Here is a 21,289-nt window from a genome sequence, read left to right on the forward strand (position 1 = left end):
GCTATTATATAACGAGTAGAGAGATTTTTGCTATGTAAAAGTTTCCTAAAGAAAAAGACGCTACCTTCATAGCGTCTTCTCTCACTCTATTAATGTCCACCGTGACCTTGACCACTTTCCTGAACAATCTCTAACCTCTCATCCAGTACACCTTGCGTTTCAAATGAAATATCACTCGTACCTCCTAATAAGAAGCCGTGGTTATACGGCCCAAGCGTTGGGTCATCTTTAAACTTCGGCTGAATACTAGCAAGGAAGTCATACACTGGTTGTGAAGCTTTCCCTTCTTCTAACAATACGACAGGTGCGTGTTTACCCATATGCGAAAAAGGGGCTCCTGCAACTGCTAAGTCTGGTGTTTTGCTTGAAACAAATGATAAACCGTGGCCTGGTTTTGTGAACCCCCAGCCGAATTTCGTTTTCTCATCTTTAAACTTCGCAAATGCAACCGAATTTTCTGTTGGAGTCTCACCACTAATACGCGTTACTTTCCCGTATTTACTTAACTCTTTTTCTACTGCTTTTGAAATGATTTTTTCTGGTCCTAACACATATATATTCGCTTTATCTTTTCTCATCTTTAATGCCTCTATCGTCGCTCCTGGCACCTTCTCTTTTTCTGTATATAAAAGCGGTTCTGGCATATGGGAGATCCAATTTACAGCTGGTGTTGTGTATAAACGTCCTTCTTCTTCAGACGAACCGATAATAACACTATTTGGATAGCTTCCTGTTATATCCGCATATTCTTTATCCACATCTTTTGCAAATGTAGCTGGATCTGTTTCTTTTATTTGCTTTACTTTATATTCTTTTAATTGCTCAAGGATAGATGCACCTACATCCCCCATCACCATAATTTGTGTTCCATCTTTCGTTCCGAGCGGATTTAATCGTTTTATTTCTTGTAACGTCATTTCGGGTACCTTTTCTTTTTCTATAAATAAAATTGGCCCGTTATTCGGATGATGAATAAGATCGGCACTCGCAGTACCTAATTGCCACTCGTTTACTGGTACTAAAATAATAGCGCCTGGCTGATTCTCTTTATGCGTTGCTGGCCATATCGTTTGTGAAGTTAATACTGCCATTTGCAAAGGATCATTTGTGTTTAATCTCGTTACATTTTTTAAACTTGTCGTTAATAAATCATTCGATGCACTTTCGTTCATTTCTTTCGGTGCAGTTACCTCCTGATTTATTTTCATTTCCTTTTGCTCTATTTTTTTCTCTTCTTTAGATTGATGATTTTTATGATCCGTGTTCGTTTGTCCACATGCAGCAAGACCAACTGCTGTAATTATTGTTATCCCAAAGACTCGGGTCATCTTTTTCACTATACCGCCTCCGTATGAATCGTTTTTGAGCCAATATGATTACCTAAAATGGAATTTCAACTTTACAATAACAAGCAATTCTGAAGAAATTATGCAGATGCATGATAATCTGCACCATTTCTTCATGATTTTGACTTACAATTTAAGTAATAACTACAAATACGGAGGTACTCTATGGTCGATATACTACTCGTAGATGATGAGCCGAGAATGCTTGAATTATTAACACTTTATCTTACTCCAATCGGATATAACTGCGTATGTGCAGTGTCCGGGGAAGAAGCTATTTCACATATAGAAAATCGAAACTTCAAATTTGTTTTACTCGATATCATGATGCCAAAGATGGATGGGTGGGAAACGTGCAAAAGAATTCGATCCTTTAGTAACGTCCCTATCATTATGGTAACGGCTCGTGATCAAACGGTAGATGTCATTCAAGGGTTAAAACTCGGAGCGGATGATTACGTAACGAAACCTTTCCATGAAGATGAGCTTTTCGCAAGAATTGAAGCTGTTTTAAGGCGAACGAATCAACACGCGCAAATCCAATATCACGGAATTTTATGGGATGAGGCAAAGCATTTCGTCTCTGTCGATAATGAAGAACTTCTTCTCACTCCAATCGAATTCTCTTTACTCGGATTATTTTTACGTCATGTAAACTACGTATTAAGCCGCGATCAACTCATTGAACGAATTTGGGGATTAAATACAAATACAGAAGATCGAACAGTCGATTCACATATTCGTAATTTGCGTGATAAATTACGAAAAGTAAATTTCCCTATTGATCACCATTTAAAAACAGTTTACGGAGTCGGGTATCGATGGATTGATACTTTAGATTAAGGAGCAAAACGATGAAACGAATTTCTATTCAGCTCGGATTTTATTTTTTAATTGTTACACTTTTAATCGAAAGTGTTCTATTTGTCTTGCTTTATTATAGCCTTGTCAACAATAGAGTAAATGAAGAAATGACAGCTTTATTAAAGCGCGGGAATAGTCACCGAGATGTCCTTGAAAAGTATTTTGATAAGCAAACAATCTCCCATGTTGCACTAATGGAATCCGAAGCCGAAACCACTGTTGTTATTACAAATGCAAATAAGGATGTACTAGCTAAATCTAATGAAATTAATACTACTATAAAAAAGCATATTGAAAAGATGCAGACACGGACAGATCATAACGGAGCAATTATAGAAAATCATTGGAAAACATCTAATTATATATGTACAGTTAGCCCCATTATAGTGGCAGGGAAAACGGAAGGCTATGTATATATGTTTCTCGGAACGGAATCAATCGAGGAAATGGTTAACGGGCTAACAAGACAATTTATTATTGCCGGAGTCATTACTTTTCTATTAACAGCCATCACCATCTTTCTCTTATCACGGTTGTTAACAAAACCATTGTTACACATGAAACATGCCACTGAAAAAATGAGTAAAGGCGATTTGTCCGTTTCGTTAACAACTAGTCGAAATGACGAAATTGGTGAACTAGCATCCTCTATTCAAACGCTCGCTAATGATTTACATTATATGAAAACAGAGCGAAGTGAATTTCTAGCAAGTGTTGCTCACGAATTACGAACACCATTAACATACGTAAGAGGTTACGCTGACATTGCTTTAAAAGAAACCACATCTCCTGAGCAACGTTTGCGATATTTATCTATTATAAAAGATGAGTCTGATTACATTACAAACTTAGTTCAAGATTTATTTTCACTTGCACAAATGGAACAACATAACTTTTCTATTCAAGTAAAGGAAGTACATTTACACACATTCCTTACTCGCATAGCCGAAAAAGTTAACGCTATGTATAAAGAAAGGTACATTAAAGTTTCTTTCTCTTGTCCTCCTACACTACTAGTAAAGTTAGATGAACAGCGATTTGAACAAGTGATAATAAACATTTTAAATAACGCTTATAGACATTCAAAAGAACATTCTCATATAAACATTTCTGTTATAGAAGAACATAAACGTATTTCCATTATAATTGAAGATGAAGGCGAAGGTATTCCGTCTGAAGACCTCCCTCACATTTTTGATCGTTTTTATCGAGTTGATAAAGCAAGATCACGAGCTACAGGCGGAACTGGTTTAGGACTATCTATCGTAAAAGAAATTGTAGAACTACACGGCGGGAATATTACTGTAACGAGCGAAGTTGATCACGGTTCTTGCTTTATCATTTCATTACCTTCTATAAAGAAACACGACTACTGATGGTAGTCGTGTTTCTTTATCATTTTACTTTATCCCGCTTTAATGGGCAGTAAGACCCCCACCTCAAAATGCAGAGAAAGCAAAGAAGTTAGGTGGGGGATCAACTGCCCATAAAAGTCCGATTGGTGAGGGCTAATAATCAGTGGGGATGAAGAAAACCCCCACTGATTAAAGTTTTACTTTATAATATAAATTTACAAATTGCCCAAAACGTTTCGTATCCGTTAGAGTTAAATTAATTTCTGGATTCTTGTCTTGAAATAACGGAACTCCAGAACCTAATATATGTGGTGTAATCGTAACAACATATTCATCAATTAGATTATTCTTAAAGAACTCTTTCAGTAAACTTCCTCCACCGACCATCCATATTTTAGACCCTTCTTGTGCTTTTAGCCTTTTCGTAAACTCCACTACATCTTCATTTACAAACTCAACATGTTCGTTTGAACCTTTTTCTGAGTTAGAAAAAACATAACATTTTTTATCTAAATAGGGGAATGGTTCTATATGCTCTACTACATAAGCGTACGTTCTTTTTCCCATAATTATTGTATCAATCGTTTCATACATTTCTGTATAACCGTTATCTCCCTCTCCTTCTGTTTCCATTAACCACTCTAAATCATCATTTTCTTTCGCAATATATCCATCCAAACTAGCGGCTATAAATAAAACAATTTCACGTGCCATCTCTTTTCCTCCTTACAACGTATATTGATAAAATCACCTTATACACACTATACTAACCTTAAAACATGACAATTCATGTCATATTAAAAAAGAAACGAGTGAGATAGTTGTCCAAAGCAAAACGTTTACTAGACATTCTTATATTCGCTTCTGCGAAAAGAACATTTACAGCTCAAGAAATAGCTGATGAATTTAACATTTCCGTTCGTACTGTTCATAGATATATTTTAGATTTAAGTGATATGGGATTACCTATTTATGCAGAACAAGGTCGCAATGGAGGCTATAAAGTATTAACGAATAAAGTCATTCCCCCTATTTTATTTACGGAAGAAGAAGCGGTCTCCATCTTTTTTGCTTTTCAATCTTTAAGTTACTATCGAGATTTGCCTTTTAACACAGAAATCAATTCCGTTACGCATAAACTGTATAACTCCCTACAACATGATGCGAAAGTAAAAGTTGATAAAATACGTTCTTATATCGCCTTTTGGAATCCGAAGAGAATAATTGATACACCTCTTTTAAACGAAGTGTTAACCGCGGCTATTGAAAATAAAAATTTACATTTTCAATACGAGTCTAAATCGGGGATAAAAACAAAACATGTTCACCCTATCGGTGTATACGCTCATGACGGGCTATGGTACTTACCATCCTATGACTTTAGCAGAAAAAAAGTATTACTGTATCGCGTCGATCGTATTCTTTCTATATTATCAACAGAAGAAAATATAGATACGTTCATGAATTTAGAAGAATGGTTCGGCTCTAACTCTAACTTCATAAGCATTCCTACCCAGTTACATGTTTTATTAACGACAGAAGGCGTGCGCCAATGTAAAAGCGTTCCTTACCTTGAAGAATTCGTGGTAGCCAATGAAGACGGGACAGGATATATACATTCAACAATTGATAAAGGTGAAATTAACTTTATTACCCCTTTATTTTATAGACTTGGAAAAGATGCACGAGTTTTAGAGCCGAAAGAATTGATAGATGGTTTACGTATACGTGCAAAGGAAATTTTACATATGTATGAAGACTAAAAAGCTACTACATATAAGCAGCTTTTTAGTCTAGTTATTTAACTATTGACGAATATCAATCCACCAGCGATATGACGCATTCATATTTTCAGTACTTCCATTCCCTCTGTAATGGAAAGCATCAAGGAAGATGGAATCTAGTTTATCCTCATCTACAAAATAACCTAACTTAACATTTACCGTTTGTCCTGGTCGGATACTACCAATATTGTAAAAGCTTTTTCCCTCTCCGTGAGGTTCTAAATAATCAACCTCGCCCGTCATAATATTTTTCTCGGCAATTCCATCTTCTTCAGCGTATTTCCATGCATTACCTTCAGATTTAAGCAGCTTTATAGATGGATGCATATAGATTTCTTCTGTCGCTTGCTTACCTATATTTTTAACTGTTGTTGTTAAGTAAACAAATTTAGGATGAACTGATTTTGACTCTACTAATTGATGAATTGAATCTTTACCATTTCCTAGCTTATATTTATCCCTTCTATATGGTTTCAATTGTCCAGCTTGATCCAAAGCTTGATTCTTGCTTAGTATCCCTAAGCCCATTTCATAAAAGTTCTCTTGTTTAAAATCTTTGATTGAATCAAAGACTTCAACTTTTTCTATCACATATTCAATTTGACTGTTATCCATAGATATCGTTACTGGAACCTTTTGCCCTATATGAAATAGTCGTTTGCTATCCTTCTTCAAAGGAATTACCTTAGTTGTTTTACTTTCTTGGCTAAAATACTTTTTATCATAATCGCTTATATATGATGACTTTTCTTTTGACGTGGGCTCAAGTGAAATGCTCCCTAGCACATCTATCATTTGTTCTTCATTTACATCAGATCCGATATAGCTTTCTAACATAATCCCTTCTTTCTCAAAAAGGAGAAAGACCTTCCTATCAAACATTATATTGTTATTTCCAGCTTCTTTATGAACAATTACTGCTTTCTTACCACCTATCTCTTTTTCTTCGTAGCTTTTTGAATATAAAGTTTGAAATTCCGCATTTTCCCCTACTCTCCAAAGACTAAATGAAAAGCCTCCATTTGCGTCGTTATCTTTAAATGAATACTTCATAGCTGAATCATCAATTGCTTCCATATTTTCTGGCAATTTACCAACCTTCAACTTATACCACTGATCACTCTTTTTCGAATCCTTATTTGTTAAGGAAACATTTACTTCATAATTTTGTTTTTGAACGATCATATTATAGACTTTCACTGCTCCAAAAACGGTTGTCGGCATGCCGATCAATAAGCAAGCAGCAGCGATTAACATACGATGTCTTTTACGCTTTTTCTGCGGTTGTCCATCTTTCAGCTTCATTTCCTCCATAAACAATTTCTTTTTGCGCGTATATGTATGTGAAAATTCATGTTGTTCTTCAAGTTTATCAAAATCATCTAAAGCAATTTTTTCAGCAAGTTCATATATTTCTTTGGAGTTCTTTGAATTCGTCATGTTGTATACCTCCTATCATATTTTGGACTCGTTTTCGAGCCCGTTCAAACTGCTTACGGACATTGACTTCCGTTATCCCCATAACACTTGAAATTTCTTGATACGTTAAGTTATAAAAGACTTTGTACTTAAACACCTGTCTGTTAGATTCATTTAACTCTTTTAGTAATGCATCAATTTGAACCTCAGACATTTTACGTTTTTCCCACTCTTCAATATTTTCATCTACTGCTTCTATCGATTCTCTTTCATATTCTTCTAAAAATGTTTCATGTCGTTTATTTTTCCGGTAACTATCAATCGCCTTGTTTTTCGCAATCCTCAAAATGTAGCGTTTAAGCTCTTGAGTATTCAAACTATGGAGCTTTTCCAAGTTCTTATAAAGAGTAATAAACGTCTCTTGAACTGCATCTTCAGCTTGCTGAATATTATTTAAAATAGAATAAGCTACGTAATAAATTTTTTGTTCGTACAACTCGTATAGCTCTTCCATCTTTTCATAATCGGTGTTTGTAACTTTCATATAATTCCTCCTCTCACTCTATATAACGAATGGACGATATAATTTGTGACACTATAAAATCTATTTATATATAAAATTTAATAAAAGAATAAACAAAAGCCCAATTTCTCTATTTTAACTGAGAAATTAGGCTTTTTAATATTAGAATTTCCCTGACCGCTACGCCTTTTCAGTAAACAGCATTTGCTCGATCACTTCTTTTAACAAATGCTTTGTCTCTTCCAAGTTATGATTCTGCTTTTCTCCTGGTTGTATCGTATAAAACTCAGCAAACGAGCGCTCTTTATATCTTGGCACGACATGCATATGATAATGCGTTAACTCGTTAAAGATTCCACCATTTTGGCAAATCGTAATTCCATCCGGTCTATATAATAGCTTAATTGCTTTTGCAATCAGTTTAGAAGCATCCATAATTGCTTTTGCTACAACATCATCTAATTCGTCTACTTCTACAACATGCTGCTTTGGCACAATTAAAGTATGACCTGAATAGAAAGGTTCATGATCTAAAAAGCATGTTACATACTCATCTTCATATACTTTATATATGTTTTCCTCTTCGCTTGCTAATTTACACCCTAAACATTCCATCATATTTCCCCCTTTATTAAAAACATAAAAACGTGAGATCTGTATTCTCACGTTTTTATGTTTCACTTTATTAGTTCAATTGTTTCCGTAACTTTTATACTATCTTTTACAGATTGAACAATCGTACAATTTTTAACTGCAAGCTGCAGCGCCTTGTCCAACTGCTCCTCTGTAATGTTTTTTACTTTAATTTTATAGTGCAAATGAACACTTTCAACTGGTTTTGATAAAGCTTCACTTCTACCAATTTCCATTTCAATTGTAAACGTATCATATGTAATACGTTTCTTTTCTAAAATTGTTCGAAAGACAATTGCACTACATCCTGCGATAGAAGAAACGAGTAATTGTAACGGTGAGTACCCGTTTTCTTTTCCAATCGCTAATGGACCATACGATAAATCTGCCTCAATATCATCGTGTTTGATTGTTAGTTTCATTTGCTTTTTCCATCTCCACTTTCATCGGTTTCTGCCGTTTCTTATTTATATAATAATATATGTAGCAGAAAATGATAAATGGAATACCACAATATAACGCCATTCTTTGTTCTGGAATAAACGCTAAACTAATAACAACGATACTATTTGTAATTAAAGCTAAAATAGGAACAATTGGATATAACGGTGTTCTATACTTTAAGTCCTCTAACTTTCCTCCGCCTTTTATATGCTGACTTCTAAAGCGAAGTTGCGATAGAGCGATAATGATCCAACTTGAAACAGCTGATAAACCAGCTATAGATAATAAGTACATGTATACTGTATCTTCTGCAAGGAAACTTGTGAATAAAGAAAGGCCAGCTACTGCAATCGTTACAACTAGTGCAGTAATTGGAATACCACGCTTATTTACTTTCTGGAACGATGTTGGTGCCATTCCTTCATTTGCAAGTGACCAAAGTATGCGAGTTGCCGCATATAATCCTGAATTCGCTACAGATAGTAACGCAGTAATAATAACGAAGTTCATAATATCAGCTGCGTATGGAATACCAATTTTATCAAATACGACTACAAATGGACTTTCAATTACCCCTGCTTCTTTCCAAGAAATTAATCCTACTAAAATCGTCATTGTTAAAATGAAGAATAACATAATGCGCCATACTGTATTACGAATTGCACGTGGAATTGTTTTTTCTGGATTTTCACTTTCTCCCGCTGCAATCCCGATTAACTCTGTTCCTTGGAACGAGAAGTTAACTGTAATCATCGTAAGTAATACGGCAGCTAGTCCATTCGGGAATAATCCACCATCGCTTACAAAGTTAGAGAAAAGAGGTGCTGCTTCTTTTCCGTCATATGATATAAATCCTAGTAATGCACTACCACCAAGAACAACAAATGCAAGAATTGTAACTACTTTAATACTAGAGAACCAAAATTCTAATTCAGCATAACTTTTCGCTGAAATTGCGTTTGAAGCATATAAAATAACGCCGAATACGAGACACCATACCCAAACATCAACATGTGGAAACCATCTTTTCATCATTAAACCGATTGACGTTAATTCTAATCCTACTGTTACTGCCCAGCCAAGCCAATATAGCCAGCCAATCATAAAGCCCGTTCCTGGTCCAATAAACTTCGTCGCATACTTTTGGAAAGAACCTGAAACTGGCATTGCTACCGTTAACTCTCCAAGACAAAGCATTGTTAAATACATAATAAATCCGCCTACTAAATAGGAAAGGATGGCTCCCCCTGGTCCAGCCTGATTAATGGTGTAACCTGAACCTAAGAAAAAACCAGTTCCGATTACACCACCTAGTGCGATCATAAATAAATGTCTACTCTTCATCGTACGATGTAATTTCTCATTCGTTTGTTGCTGCATCTAAATCCTCCCCCTACCGATACCCCTATATCTTGTTAAAATTTTCTGATAATAAAAATATACACGAAAGCGGTTACAATTTCTATATAAAATTAAAACTTTTCTGATAAAATAATATAAAAAATCGAATTATCGTGAGATTCAGATTCTAATTAGAGGAAAATAAGGTTAAACAAGGAAAAACCTTTACATATATTGTAAAGGTTAACGAAGTTCTAATCTTCTCGATAAAATTGATAAACTATAATTTACGATAAAGTACATACAAGCTACTACTATAAACGTTGGAATCATATAATTTACATTCTGTCCGCTAATAATTTGAGCATTATGCATAAGCTCTGGCAGTGATATAACAACTGCTAATGCTGTATCTTTCAGCAATGAAATAAACTGACTAACAAGCGGCGGAACCATTCTTCTTAACGCTTGTGGTAAAATGATATGCCAAAGCGCTTGAACATACGTTAATCCTGAAGATCTTGCGGCCTCAATCTGTCCTTTTTCAATCGATAATAGACCACTTCGAACAATTTCAGATATCATTGCTGCTTCAAATATTGTTAAAGCAACAATTACAGCTGTTATAATTTCTAATTTCAAACCTGCTTCTGGAAGTGCAAAATACGTGAAAAATATAATTAATAGTAGTGGTAAGTTTCGAATCACTTCAACGATAATTCCTAATACTTGTGAGACGACAGGGATTTTCATATAGCGCAATATTCCTATTACACTACCAATAATAAAGCTAAGTACAATTGCTATGAGCGCTACCTCTAACGTTATAAGTAATCCTTTTAATAAAAACAGAATATGATCTCCTGTAATTGCTCCCTTAAAATCCATTTACACCGCCTCCTTTGCTAAGCGTTTTTCTAAATAACGCACTAGCATACTGAGCGGAATTGTTAATATTAAATAAAACATCCCGACAAATATATAGACGTCGAACGTAACAAATGTCTTCGTTGAAATTAAGTCTCCTTGATACATTAAATCCATACCAGCGATAATTCCGAGTATGGAAGAGTTTTTTACTAAATTGAGAAATTGATTTCCTAAAGGAGGGATTACAATTTTCATCGCTTGGGGTAAAACAACATAATACATTCCCTGTACATACGTTAATCCTGAAGACCGCGCCGCTTCCATTTGACCTTTTGCAACTGATAAAATACCAGCGCGAATGACTTCTGCAATAAATGCTGCCGTATATACGGTAAGCGTAACTGTTCCTGCTACAAAACCATTTAAAGTAATTCCTATTACAGGTAAAGCGAAATAAAATATAAATGCGATTAATACGAGTGGAATATTTCTTACAAACTCTACAAAAGCTGATCCTATCCAATTTAAAATACGAATAGGTGCAATGCGCATTACAGCCAAAATTACTCCCAAAATAAAGCTGCCTATTAACGCAATTACACTAGACATAACTGTATATTTAAAGCCCTCTACATACATATCAATGTTATTCGTTAATATAGAAAAATCAGGCACATATTCTCCCCTCTTTCTTTACAAGAAGAGGATGAGCATACCTCACCCTCTTGCTATTTATCAATGGGAATACAGCTCCATTAATTAAAATATCACTTTACTATTCTTGCTTTTGTCCAATCCACTTCTCATACAATTTGTCGTACTCCCCGTTCGCCTTCATATCTTTTAGCAAGCTATTAATCTCTTTCGTTAAATCATCTGCACCTTTTTGCACCGCAATCCCGTACGGCTCATCCGTGAAAATTTTCCCTACAACTTCATAATTCGAATCTTGTTTTGCCATGCCGTAAAGAATTGCATTATCTGTCGTTAAAACATCGCCTTTCCCTGCTTTTAACGCCGTAAATGCCTCACTGTAATTTTCGAATTCTAATACAGTCGCTTCTGGTGACTTTTGACGAATATTATTTGTAGACGTTGAACCTTTTACCGCTAACACTTTCACACCTTTTTTCACATCATCAATGCTTTTTATATCGCTTCCTTTTTTCACAAGTAACGATTGTCCTGCTTTAAAATATACATCTGAAAAATCTACTTCTTTTTTACGTTCTTCTGTAATAGTCATTGTTGCGATAATTGCATCAATATCACCGTTTTTCAATAGTGGAATACGCGTTTTAGACGTTACTTCTTTTAATTCTAGTTTCTTTTCATCTCCAAAGATTTTTTTCACAAGCGCCTTTGCGATATCAACATCAAATCCTTCTACTTGCCCTGTTGAAGGATTTTTCAAGCCAAATAAGTTCGTATCATTCTTCACTCCAACTACTAGCTTCCCGCGCTTTTTAATTTGCTCAACGGCCCCACCTTGCTTTGTATTCGTTTCTTTCGCCTCATCTTTTTTACTTCCGCACCCGGCAACGACAAGTACGAATAAACATGAAAATACGATTAACGTAAACAACTTTTTCATTTTAAGCATAAAACTCCTCCTTTAATGGTTTAACACTCGACTTAAAAATAGACGTGCTCTTTCTTGTTCAGGACTTGCAAAAAATTGCGCCGGTGTTGTATCCTCAATGACCTTGCCATCATCCATAAATAAAATCCGATCTGCTACTTCTCGCGCAAACCCCATTTCATGCGTGACAACGACCATCGTCATCCCTTCTTTAGCTAGCGTTTTCATAACATCAAGTACTTCCCCAATCATCTCTGGATCAAGAGCAGACGTAGGCTCATCAAATAACATAATTTCAGGCTGCATCGCGAGTCCTCTAGCAATTGCTACCCTTTGCTGTTGTCCTCCAGATAATTGATGCGGGTATACATTAGCCTTCTCCGGTATTCCTACTTTCTCTAAATAAAACATCGCCGTTTGCTCCGCTTCCTCTTTTGAAACTTTATTTACTTTAATCGGTGCTAGTGTAATATTTTGAAGAACCGTTTTATGTGGATATAAATAAAAATGTTGAAAGACCATCCCAATATTTCGGCGTAATTCATTCATATCTGTTTTGGCATTGTGTACCTCCGTATTTTGTACAATTAACTCTCCGTCTGTAATTGTCTCTAACTGATTTATGCAACGAAGTAACGTGCTTTTCCCTGACCCTGAAGGCCCAACAACTACCACCACTTCACCTTTTTTCACTTGCACATTAATATCTTTTAAAACTTGAAAGCTGCCATAATATTTATTTACATTACGAAACTCTATCAACATACTCCCCCCTTCCATTAACAAAGCATGTACATTCTTTTTATATTCAAAAATAGGCAAAAAAATAACTGCCTGCCTCATTTTGCCCATAAAAAAAGCAAAGGGATTTTCCCTTTGCTTTTTCATTTCTATTCTATTAAGATACTTCTTCTTTCTTATCTTTTCCGTATTCATGCTCCCAAAAGTCAGCGTTTTTAATTCCTAATGGCCCTGGATCAAATACTGGATCTTTTCCTTCTTTTTTCTGCTTTTCATAATCCTTTAAAGCTACTAATGCGGGTTTTTGTAGTAGTAAAATCGCAATGATATTTACCCATGCCATAATCCCTACACCAATATCACCTAAAGCCCAAGCTGTTGCTGCTGTTTTTATACAGCCGTAAAATACAGCTCCTAAAAATACAAACTTTAGTACCATAGACATCCAAGGACGATCTTTATCACGATTTAAGTACGCGATATTCGTTTCTGCAATGTAGTAATACGCCATAATTGTTGTAAAGGCAAAGAATAATAGCGAAATTGCAACAAAACCGTTTCCAAATCCAGGGAAAACAGATTCTACCGCTGCCTGTGTATATCCTGGTCCTGGCTGAGCACCATTTAATTTATTTACGATAAAGTTTTTTCCGCTTGCATCAAATACGTTATACATGCCCGTAATAATCATCATAAATGCTGTTGCTGAACAAACAAATAATGTATCAATGTAAACGGAAAATGCTTGCACTAAACCTTGCTTAGCTGGATGTGATACTTCCGCAGCAGCTGCTGCATGTGGCCCAGTTCCTTGCCCTGCTTCATTGGAATAAATACCACGTTTTACTCCCCAAGAAATTGCTAAACCGATAATACCACCGAAAGCAGCCTCTAATGCAAATGCACTTCTTATAATTAACATGAATGCTTCTGGCAATTTTTCAATATTCATAGCAACAATAACGCAAGCTACTAAAATATAACCAACTGCCATAAACGGTACGACAACTTGTGCCACGTTAACGATTCGCTTTACGCCACCGAAGATGATAATAGCTAATACTACAACTAATAAAGCCCCTGATACGGTAGTGTTAATTCCAAAAGCTGTTTCTAAACTTACAGCAATACTATTTGCTTGCACACCTGGCAATAAAAGCCCCGTTGCAATAATTGTCGCTGCAACGAATACTAATGCATACCATTTCACACCTAATCCTTTTTCAATGTAATAAGCAGGTCCACCGCGAAATTGTCCTTGATGTTTCGTCTTATATATTTGCGCGAGTGTTGATTCTACATAAGCTGATCCTGCTCCTAAAAAGGCCACTGCCCACATCCAAAATACAGCTCCTGGTCCACCGAAGGCAACCGCTGTTGCTACTCCGGCTATATTCCCTGTCCCAACGCGTCCTGATAACGAAAGTGCTAACGCTTGGAATGAAGAAACACCAGCCTCTGATTTTTCTCCTTTAAATGTCAGCTTCACCATTTCTCCCACATGCCTTACTTGTAAAAACCTCGTTCGAACGGAAAAATATAAACCTACTCCTAAACATAAATAAACAAGTGCGGGACTCCAAACAATACTATTTATCCAATTGACGATAGCTTCCAATATTCCCCCTCCTTCTTTATAAAGAATTTTCAGAATATATAAAAATTATAAATGTATACCGAATCTATGACAATATTATTTTAATAAAACAAACATATTTTTGTATAAAAAAACAAAGTATATATTTATTTTATATACTTTGTTTTGAACAAAATGTATTATATATTCACAATCGCTTCTTTACTTATAATTCTTTCATATAATTCTTCACATAATTTCCGGAAGTTATCTGGAATATCTTTCCCTTTAAACTTCTTTTGAAGCGTGCCATATAAACCTATATCACGTAAACGTAAAAATAGCGGTAACGATTCATACCAACTATCCGCCAGCTTATGTTCATATTCGTATCCTTTTCTTAGCACCTGTAACTGTTTACGAGCGAATGTCGTCTTCTCCTCCGCTGTCCATGGTGCAAATAGAACAGAGTAGTAGAGAACCATCGCTAAATCATGTATAAAGTAATTATAAGCCGCATCATCAAAATCAAAGATTGTTAGCTCTTTTCCATCATAATGAAAATTACCTGGATGAATATCACCGTGCATAAGGCCGAACGTTTCTCTTTCAACTGGAAGAGCCTTTATCTCATCCATTAATACAGTAGCAATCTTTTTCACTTGATCATCGTCTAATTCATTCACAATCCCACTCTCATCTTCTTCCCACGTATCACGATAGCCTGTTTTAGGATAGTTCATTGTTAGGCGATGAAGTTGGCCAATCGCTTTTCCCCACGCTTCAAAGTAAGTCTCTCCCCAATAAGGCGATTCTTCTCCTTTTACTTGCTCACCTTTTGCATATGTAAATAAAGAAGCAAAAAAGAAAGTTTCATCCTCTGCTCTAATTTCTTCTACAAGATTTTCAGACGTTGAATACAGAGGTCCTGCTACCTTTGCTCCATTCTCCGCAACATACCGTAAAAAATCTAGTTCCGCTTCGACTTCTTTTTTTGAACGATGAGAAGAGTGGGTTAAACGTAATACGTAATCTTCACCACGATCGCCCTTCGCCTTAAAAATATAATTTTCAAAATCTCCAAGTGGCTTCTCTTCCACTGTTACATGAAATACCTTTGCTGCTCTTTTTAAAATCTCTTTTGTAAAAACTCGTTCTACTGCTATTTCCATATGTATCCCTCCTATATCTCTTCTTAATTCGACACAAATGTGAGAAGTACTGCTATGAATAATCTAAAAACAAAAAAGGTTGATTCATTAAATCAACCTTTACACTATTAAAAGTTCTATTTATCAATTCTTCATCAATTGATTCTCGTATATAACATTTATTTTTACTTCTCTTCACCTTTTGTCTGCATTGAATTGAAAGTCCAATTTAATTTTAATGAATCTCCTTGAAATATATTTTGCTCTTCATCATTATCTACAAATGTGAACATTACATAGAAAGTATCATCCTCACCAGGAGCAAGTCCATTTCCTTCTCGGTCTACAACACCTTTTTGTACGAGATTAGGAATACTTCCGTTTTGCGTAGCTACCTTTAATTCAGATAATGTAGTAGACCAAATTGGAACCTCATTTTTATCCAAATTCCACAAGAAATCAACACGGATATGATCACCAAAATCAGCATTTCCATTATCTCCTTTAGCATCGATTACACTGTAATCTGTCAGAAGTTTCACATCTCCTATTGCTAAAGTTCCTTTGTTTACTAATTGAAAACCACGCTCCATTTCATCACCTGGTTTAATATTGTCGACATTAATAACAACTTCAGGATTCACACTCAAATCTAAAGTACCCGCTGCAAAAGTGTTTTGTGATACTTCCTTATCACTAAAATACGCATATGTTCCCCCGCCAATTAAAGATACGCCAAGTGCTGCAGTTACAACACCCATACCAAGTTTTTTCTTCATACTCATTTCACAAGTCCCCCTATTTTTAAAGTTCAAACTACAAACCTTATTTCCATCCCACAAATAATAATTAAACAACAACCTTGCCCCATATCGAAAGCTAACTTAGTTTAAACTAATTACCTCATGTACCCAAACGACTATTACTTTCAAAATGACCGGTAATATTACCGTGAATCATTACCGGTCATTTGTTAGCTAATCTCATTTCATTTACTATTCATTGTCTGATTGCATTGAAGTTTGTCCACTTATTTTTTGGGTTCTAAGCCAATAGAGCGTAAGATTTTATCTAATGTCACTGGCCCTACATTTTCTTTCGGTTTCTGATTTCCTTTAGCATCTGGACCCTTTTTCAAGAAGTTTTTCTCAATAAAACGAATATCTGTTTCATCTACAACACCATCTTGATTTATATCTCCATCTTTTACAGATACTTTTCCTTTTCCATACGATAAAGCTGCTATTCTAGCATCTTGAATATCTACCATTTTATCGCCGTTTACATCACCTGCAAGGTTATCATCCATGTCAGCTCTAAAGTTTTGTCCCACTAATTCACCGTCTTGCATCTTCCCTATTTTTGTTGTTAATTTACTATTTAAATGACCTGGCATTTCTACGAAAATATCATATTCTTTATCGCTTACTGGAACACTATGAATCTCAAATTGCCCATTTTCATTAATCGTTCCTGTATATTTCTTTCCATCCTTGCCAACTGCGTACACCTTTGCTCCTAGTTTTGTATAGTCTTTCTTACCTAAATATCCCTCTTCATTCAAGAAAGCTTCCGGACCAATATATCCTGTAACCGTTGAATGTTTTGAAACAATAGCAAAAGGTTTATCTTTAAACACAGGAATCTCATTGCCTTCTGTTGCACCAACTTTTGTATAAGAGAACTTATCTACTCCAAATGCAGTTAAATCATTAAAGTATTCATCACTCGTCATCTCGAATGTAACATCTAAAAATGGTGTATCTCCATCTAATCCTTTAAATTCTTTTCCTTCCAATGACGCGCCAACTTTCACCTTGTTTTCCCAAGCTCCTTCCTCACTTATCTTTGTATCTTCTAATTTAAGGTTAAGTCCATGTTGTTTTACATATTCCGTAAGTGCTGGATTTGGTTTCACGTCCGTAAATTTAAATAACTGCTTGTAATAAGGAATTTCAAATGTACCTGACATAAGCTGTTTTACATTATTAAGATTCAAAGTTAACGTAATTTTCTCTCCTAATTTGATTTTATCTTTGTCATAACTTGGAACAGCGTATTCTGTACCTTCTTTTACAAAGACATAATCTTTATATCCAGTTGCCATATTCCCTGCAGTTGCGAGGTCATATCCAAATAATTTTAAATTTAACGGCTCATTTATTTCCTCTGGAAGTACTCCAAATTTAAAATCACCATTTGCTTGAATTGTATTCAACCAACCTGATGGGAAGGCTGAGTTTTGATAATATACGATTTGATTCGCTTTTTGATCATACTGCAAGCCTTTTGCCTTTAATGCATCTACTGTAGAATCATAAATATTACCATGCACCCATAATGCACGTTGGCCGTCTTCTTCTTTAAACATGGAATCATTGACTTCGTGTATACCAGGTTGTACATCCTTAAATTTCATTTCAGGTATTACATTATCAATGATAATGCTATCGCCTTTTGTATAAGATTTTCCTTCTTTATCATATCCAACGAAGTTCAATTCGTAATCTCCATCAGGCAACATAACAGGTTTATCCCCAATTGGATGAGCTGGATCTCCTGTGAATGGAAGTACATACCCTCCCATACCAGAAAACATCATATACTCAACATTTGGTGTTAGGCTACTTGCATTAAGTGTACCAACGACTCCTAATGCCTTCCCTGTCTTTCGGTCCTTCACAACTGCATCAATGGTTTCAAGAGGACTATTTAATTTAAATGTCAAAGGCGAACTAGGTCTTTCCATAAATGGATGGAATTTAGATGTATCTGTTGCCATTGCATCTCTCAGTAAATCCACAGACGCAATCCCTTTTTCTGTGAATTTAACTGCAAAGGGTACTTGATATACTTCTTTTTCATTGTTTTTATTTGAAAGATGAATATATCCCTCATATCTACCGAATTCAGCGTTTTCTGGGATGATAATTTCAGGGCTAATTTCCCCTGATGTACCAGGAGCTACTTTAATAGAATCTTGTACGTTTAGCTTCACACCATTCTTCGCTGCATCTTGCACACCTACACTCGTAGGTGAAAACTCTACTTCTAATTTAAACTCTTTCCCATCTGTTTTACTGCTGTTCTTAATTAGGACTTTTCGGCTATCTTTAATAGGCCCAATTTCAATTTGATTTTTATACCCGAATGCAATAGAACCTGTTTTTTCTTCAATTTCTATTTCTTCATCATTTACAACGTTTGATGTTTTATCAATAACCTCGATAGCTGTATCTGCATGAACCGCACGATACGCATCAATTCGACCTGATCCTACTTCAAATACAGAACGCTCTTCTTTTAAGTCAACCGCGGTATTCATAAGCGCTTCTTTTACTTCAAATGGACTATAGTTTGGATGCTCTTGTAAAATGAGTGCTGCTACCCCCGCAGTATGAGGAGTTGCCATAGATGTACCTGACATACGTCCATACGCTACCGGATAATTTTCTCCATCCTTTGGATCATTAATATATTCAGGAACAGTTGAGAAAATAGACACACCTGGCGCTACAATATCCGGCTTAATATCATCTGTTTTCGTTGCAGGACCACGAGAGCTGAAATCAGCTAAATGATCTCCCTCTGTTTTTATATTACTAAGCTCACCGAATGTTAAAGCCACATCCCCTTGGGCAGCTTTTGCTTGTAATTTCTCACCATCTACTTTTGTTAAGCGGAACGATGGAATAGATGAAGTGCTTTCTCCAAGATAACTTGTGATTTCACCATCAACATTGTTATATACAATTACAGCCTTTGCACCTGCTTCCTTTGCATTCTTAATTTTTTCATCAAATGTAATCTCACCGCGTTGGATAAGAGCTATTTTTCCTTTTACATCTTTTCCTGTAAAATCAACTGATCTCCCAATTCCTGCATGTACAACTGCTAAAGATTGACCTTTTAAATCTTCAAGCTTATCAGTAAAGCTTTTTCCAAGTAGCATCATCTTATCCACATGTAAATCACCTACAGAGGCAGAAAACGTTGGGATAGTCATCGCAGCGTCACTTGCTCCAACTGTAATTGGAAGTGCCGCCGCACTAGGTGATCCAAGGGTACCTTCACCTGGACCACTATTACCTGCAGCTACTACTGTAACAACACCAGATAACATGGCATTATTCACTGCCACAGAAGTAGGATATAAAGGATCATTAATAGCCGCACCTAATGATAAATTGATAACATCCATATCGTCTTTCACTGCTTTATCAATCGCAGCAAGGATACCACTTGTTTGCCCACTTCCATACGGCCCCAATACACGATATGAATATAAATCTACATCTGGAGCAACGCCCTTAATCGCATAATCTACATTATTCTTTTTGTCTGCAGAAATTGTCCCCGCTACATGAGTACCATGGGATGTATAATATGCACTTCCATCATAAAACTCAGGATAGCCTCCAGAATTTTGCCAATCCTTATACGTTGTCTCCATCGGATCAGCATCATTATTAACAAAGTCCCATCCCTTTATAGAATTTGGATCAATTTTGCTTGGATCTTCACCTTGCTTTGCACGATATCCTTTATATGCATCTTTTAAATCAGGGTGGTTATAATCAATACCTGTATCCAGTACCCCCACCTTAATTCCTTTACCTGTTATTTTTTCATCGTGTAGCTTGTCCACACCAATTTGTGGCACACTATCTGCCATTTTTGGCTCGACACCCGCCTTAGCTGTTTCTTTTGGCAAATCGATTTTGACCTCACGATCTTCCCATACACGCTTAACCATACCGGTACGAACTAAATCTTCAATCATGTTCGCAGGTATAGAAATCGCTACACCATTAAAAGCATTCTTATATTCTCTTGTTATTTTGGCAGCTTTTAAATTTGTCCCTTTCTCTTTATTCTTTTGAAGCTGTTCAAGCTCTGCTTTAAATCCTTTATGTGATGCTTCTACCTTTTGTTCCGCATTTGAAAGAGCTACCTTTTTCCCTTTAGCCGCTTGTTTTAATACTTCAATTTTGCTAGGTGCTTGCTTAAATTCTATAATCACATTCACATTATTAGGACTTGCGGTATTGATACCTGGCGAAATAACAAAACCCGGTTTTATATCTAACGTTTTTAAGGCATTACGTTGTTCCTTTGTAAGGCCTTTTAAGATAGCATTTGCATCATCAATTCCAGTTAAAGTAGATGTATTTACCTCTTCCGCTAATACGTTATATGGAATTCCTTGAGACAATAACATTCCAGCTGTTAACGTTCCAATAAGAATCTTTCCAAATTTCCCTCGTTTCATATTGCATCTCCCCATTTTTAATATTATTTTTTGAAACAAATTGATTCTTAGATTCCCATTTAGCATTGGAAACTCTATTAATCTTAATCTTTTGTATCATGAAAGATTTCCAACACTACAACCATCCCCATACCTCATATAGCTAATCACTCACTTTACTCTTTCTATAAGAGCCCCCCATCATTTATTTTCAACACAATATTTTTACAAAATGAATTATTAATAAGGTTAAAATGTAATTCTATTTTTATTATTCCACATTTAGATTATTCTGAAAATTGAACAAAAGGAGTATCTTTTCTCTAAGGATTCTATGCCTACATAGTACAAAAGAACTATCTTGTCCTTTATTCTTTGTGATACAGAATAAAGCAACACGATAGTTCTT

Annotated in this window: 18 protein-coding genes; 3 read left to right on the forward strand and 15 right to left on the reverse strand. The window is 35.6% G+C overall.

What is annotated here, in order from left to right; translation table 11 throughout:
• Positions 1 to 89: 89 nt before the first annotated feature.
• Positions 90 to 1,337, reverse strand: a complete 1,248-nt coding sequence (locus tag AC3WTI_RS25575; protein WP_144488458.1) for a cell wall-binding repeat-containing protein — start codon at positions 1,335 to 1,337, stop codon at positions 90 to 92.
• A gap of 174 nt (positions 1,338 to 1,511) precedes the next feature.
• Here AC3WTI_RS25575 and AC3WTI_RS25580 point away from each other — a divergent pair, with 174 nt between their 5' ends.
• Together AC3WTI_RS25580 and AC3WTI_RS25585 are read left to right on the forward strand one after the other, a co-directional pair.
• On the forward strand, positions 1,512 to 2,189 hold the full coding sequence (locus AC3WTI_RS25580; RefSeq protein WP_087955413.1) for a response regulator transcription factor: 678 nt from the start codon (positions 1,512 to 1,514) through the stop codon (positions 2,187 to 2,189).
• Positions 2,190 to 2,200: 11 nt separating this feature from the next.
• Positions 2,201 to 3,586, forward strand: a complete 1,386-nt coding sequence (locus AC3WTI_RS25585) for a sensor histidine kinase (protein WP_087955414.1) — start codon at positions 2,201 to 2,203, stop codon at positions 3,584 to 3,586.
• Positions 3,587 to 3,754: 168 nt separating this feature from the next.
• Here the strand turns inward: AC3WTI_RS25585 and AC3WTI_RS25590 are convergent, their stop codons facing one another.
• Positions 3,755 to 4,279 (reverse strand): dihydrofolate reductase family protein, encoded by a 525-nt coding sequence (locus AC3WTI_RS25590; RefSeq protein WP_097841291.1) that lies wholly within the window; start codon positions 4,277 to 4,279, stop codon positions 3,755 to 3,757.
• A 107-nt stretch (positions 4,280 to 4,386) separates the two neighbouring features.
• Here AC3WTI_RS25590 and AC3WTI_RS25595 point away from each other — a divergent pair, with 107 nt between their 5' ends.
• Positions 4,387 to 5,328, forward strand: a complete 942-nt coding sequence (locus AC3WTI_RS25595; RefSeq protein ID WP_087955416.1) for a helix-turn-helix transcriptional regulator — start codon at positions 4,387 to 4,389, stop codon at positions 5,326 to 5,328.
• 42 nt (positions 5,329 to 5,370) lie between these two features.
• Here the strand turns inward: AC3WTI_RS25595 and AC3WTI_RS25600 are convergent, their stop codons facing one another.
• The 13 genes from AC3WTI_RS25600 to AC3WTI_RS25660 all read right to left on the reverse strand — a co-directional run bounded on the left by AC3WTI_RS25600 (position 5,371) and on the right by AC3WTI_RS25660 (position 20,901).
• Positions 5,371 to 6,789, reverse strand: a complete 1,419-nt coding sequence (locus tag AC3WTI_RS25600) for a DUF4367 domain-containing protein (protein ID WP_087955417.1) — start codon at positions 6,787 to 6,789, stop codon at positions 5,371 to 5,373.
• Positions 6,755 to 7,312, reverse strand: a complete 558-nt coding sequence (locus tag AC3WTI_RS25605; RefSeq protein ID WP_000869298.1) for an RNA polymerase sigma factor — start codon at positions 7,310 to 7,312, stop codon at positions 6,755 to 6,757. The genes AC3WTI_RS25600 and AC3WTI_RS25605 overlap by 35 nt, the downstream gene beginning before the upstream one ends.
• A gap of 159 nt (positions 7,313 to 7,471) precedes the next feature.
• Complete coding sequence (locus AC3WTI_RS25610) at positions 7,472 to 7,909, reverse strand: HIT family protein (protein WP_253621477.1); 438 nt, start codon at positions 7,907 to 7,909, stop codon at positions 7,472 to 7,474.
• Positions 7,910 to 7,968: 59 nt separating this feature from the next.
• Complete coding sequence (locus tag AC3WTI_RS25615; RefSeq protein ID WP_253621476.1) at positions 7,969 to 8,346, reverse strand: OsmC family protein; 378 nt, start codon at positions 8,344 to 8,346, stop codon at positions 7,969 to 7,971.
• Positions 8,321 to 9,748 carry an amino acid permease gene (locus AC3WTI_RS25620; RefSeq protein ID WP_253621475.1) on the reverse strand — a complete coding sequence of 476 codons (1,428 nt, stop codon included), beginning with the start codon at positions 9,746 to 9,748 and terminating at the stop codon, positions 8,321 to 8,323. Before AC3WTI_RS25620 ends, AC3WTI_RS25615 begins: the two co-directional genes overlap by 26 nt.
• Before the next feature lie 204 nt (positions 9,749 to 9,952).
• Positions 9,953 to 10,597, reverse strand: a complete 645-nt coding sequence (locus AC3WTI_RS25625; RefSeq protein WP_087955421.1) for an amino acid ABC transporter permease — start codon at positions 10,595 to 10,597, stop codon at positions 9,953 to 9,955.
• Positions 10,598 to 11,254 (reverse strand): amino acid ABC transporter permease, encoded by a 657-nt coding sequence (locus tag AC3WTI_RS25630; RefSeq protein ID WP_087955422.1) that lies wholly within the window; start codon positions 11,252 to 11,254, stop codon positions 10,598 to 10,600.
• Positions 11,255 to 11,354: 100 nt separating this feature from the next.
• Positions 11,355 to 12,182: a glutamine ABC transporter substrate-binding protein GlnH gene (gene glnH, locus AC3WTI_RS25635; RefSeq protein WP_492304474.1), complete on the reverse strand. Its 828-nt coding sequence runs from the start codon at positions 12,180 to 12,182 to the stop codon at positions 11,355 to 11,357.
• Between the two features lie 12 nt (positions 12,183 to 12,194).
• Positions 12,195 to 13,097, reverse strand: a complete 903-nt coding sequence (locus tag AC3WTI_RS25640) for an amino acid ABC transporter ATP-binding protein (protein WP_142286455.1) — start codon at positions 13,095 to 13,097, stop codon at positions 12,195 to 12,197.
• Positions 13,060 to 14,520 carry an alanine/glycine:cation symporter family protein gene (locus AC3WTI_RS25645; RefSeq protein WP_087955424.1) on the reverse strand — a complete coding sequence of 487 codons (1,461 nt, stop codon included), beginning with the start codon at positions 14,518 to 14,520 and terminating at the stop codon, positions 13,060 to 13,062. Before AC3WTI_RS25645 ends, AC3WTI_RS25640 begins: the two co-directional genes overlap by 38 nt.
• 158 nt (positions 14,521 to 14,678) lie before the next feature.
• Positions 14,679 to 15,650 carry a phosphotransferase enzyme family protein gene (locus tag AC3WTI_RS25650; protein WP_097841292.1) on the reverse strand — a complete coding sequence of 324 codons (972 nt, stop codon included), beginning with the start codon at positions 15,648 to 15,650 and terminating at the stop codon, positions 14,679 to 14,681.
• Between the two features lie 164 nt (positions 15,651 to 15,814).
• Positions 15,815 to 16,414, reverse strand: a complete 600-nt coding sequence (locus AC3WTI_RS25655; RefSeq protein WP_087955426.1) for a TasA family protein — start codon at positions 16,412 to 16,414, stop codon at positions 15,815 to 15,817.
• A 245-nt stretch (positions 16,415 to 16,659) separates the two neighbouring features.
• The gene (locus AC3WTI_RS25660; RefSeq protein ID WP_492304475.1) at positions 16,660 to 20,901 is read right to left on the reverse strand and encodes a S8 family serine peptidase; all 4,242 of its coding nucleotides are present in this window, start codon (positions 20,899 to 20,901) and stop codon (positions 16,660 to 16,662) included.
• Positions 20,902 to 21,289 lie beyond the last annotated feature (388 nt).

It is taken from the genome of Bacillus sp. EB106-02-03-XG38, assembly GCF_058792175.1.

What these genes read in the sequence shown, in the direction of transcription:
- AC3WTI_RS25580 (WP_087955413.1), top strand. Translation starts at nt 1,512, where the DNA reads ATGGTCGATATACTACTCGTAGATGATGAGCCGAGAATGCTTGAATTA.
- AC3WTI_RS25585 (WP_087955414.1), top strand. Translation starts at nt 2,201, where the DNA reads ATGAAACGAATTTCTATTCAGCTCGGATTTTATTTTTTAATTGTTACA.
- AC3WTI_RS25590 (WP_097841291.1), bottom strand. Translation starts at nt 4,279, where the DNA reads ATGGCACGTGAAATTGTTTTATTTATAGCCGCTAGTTTGGATGGATAT.
- AC3WTI_RS25600 (WP_087955417.1), bottom strand. Translation starts at nt 6,789, where the DNA reads ATGACGAATTCAAAGAACTCCAAAGAAATATATGAACTTGCTGAAAAA.
- AC3WTI_RS25605 (WP_000869298.1), bottom strand. Translation starts at nt 7,312, where the DNA reads ATGAAAGTTACAAACACCGATTATGAAAAGATGGAAGAGCTATACGAG.
- AC3WTI_RS25610 (WP_253621477.1), bottom strand. Translation starts at nt 7,909, where the DNA reads ATGATGGAATGTTTAGGGTGTAAATTAGCAAGCGAAGAGGAAAACATA.
- AC3WTI_RS25615 (WP_253621476.1), bottom strand. Translation starts at nt 8,346, where the DNA reads ATGAAACTAACAATCAAACACGATGATATTGAGGCAGATTTATCGTAT.
- AC3WTI_RS25620 (WP_253621475.1), bottom strand. Translation starts at nt 9,748, where the DNA reads ATGCAGCAACAAACGAATGAGAAATTACATCGTACGATGAAGAGTAGA.
- AC3WTI_RS25625 (WP_087955421.1), bottom strand. Translation starts at nt 10,597, where the DNA reads ATGGATTTTAAGGGAGCAATTACAGGAGATCATATTCTGTTTTTATTA.
- glnH (WP_492304474.1), bottom strand. Translation starts at nt 12,182, where the DNA reads ATGCTTAAAATGAAAAAGTTGTTTACGTTAATCGTATTTTCATGTTTA.
- AC3WTI_RS25640 (WP_142286455.1), bottom strand. Translation starts at nt 13,097, where the DNA reads ATGAATACGGAAAAGATAAGAAAGAAGAAGTATCTTAATAGAATAGAA.
- AC3WTI_RS25650 (WP_097841292.1), bottom strand. Translation starts at nt 15,650, where the DNA reads ATGGAAATAGCAGTAGAACGAGTTTTTACAAAAGAGATTTTAAAAAGA.
- AC3WTI_RS25655 (WP_087955426.1), bottom strand. Translation starts at nt 16,414, where the DNA reads ATGAGTATGAAGAAAAAACTTGGTATGGGTGTTGTAACTGCAGCACTT.
- AC3WTI_RS25660 (WP_492304475.1), bottom strand. Translation starts at nt 20,901, where the DNA reads ATGAAACGAGGGAAATTTGGAAAGATTCTTATTGGAACGTTAACAGCT.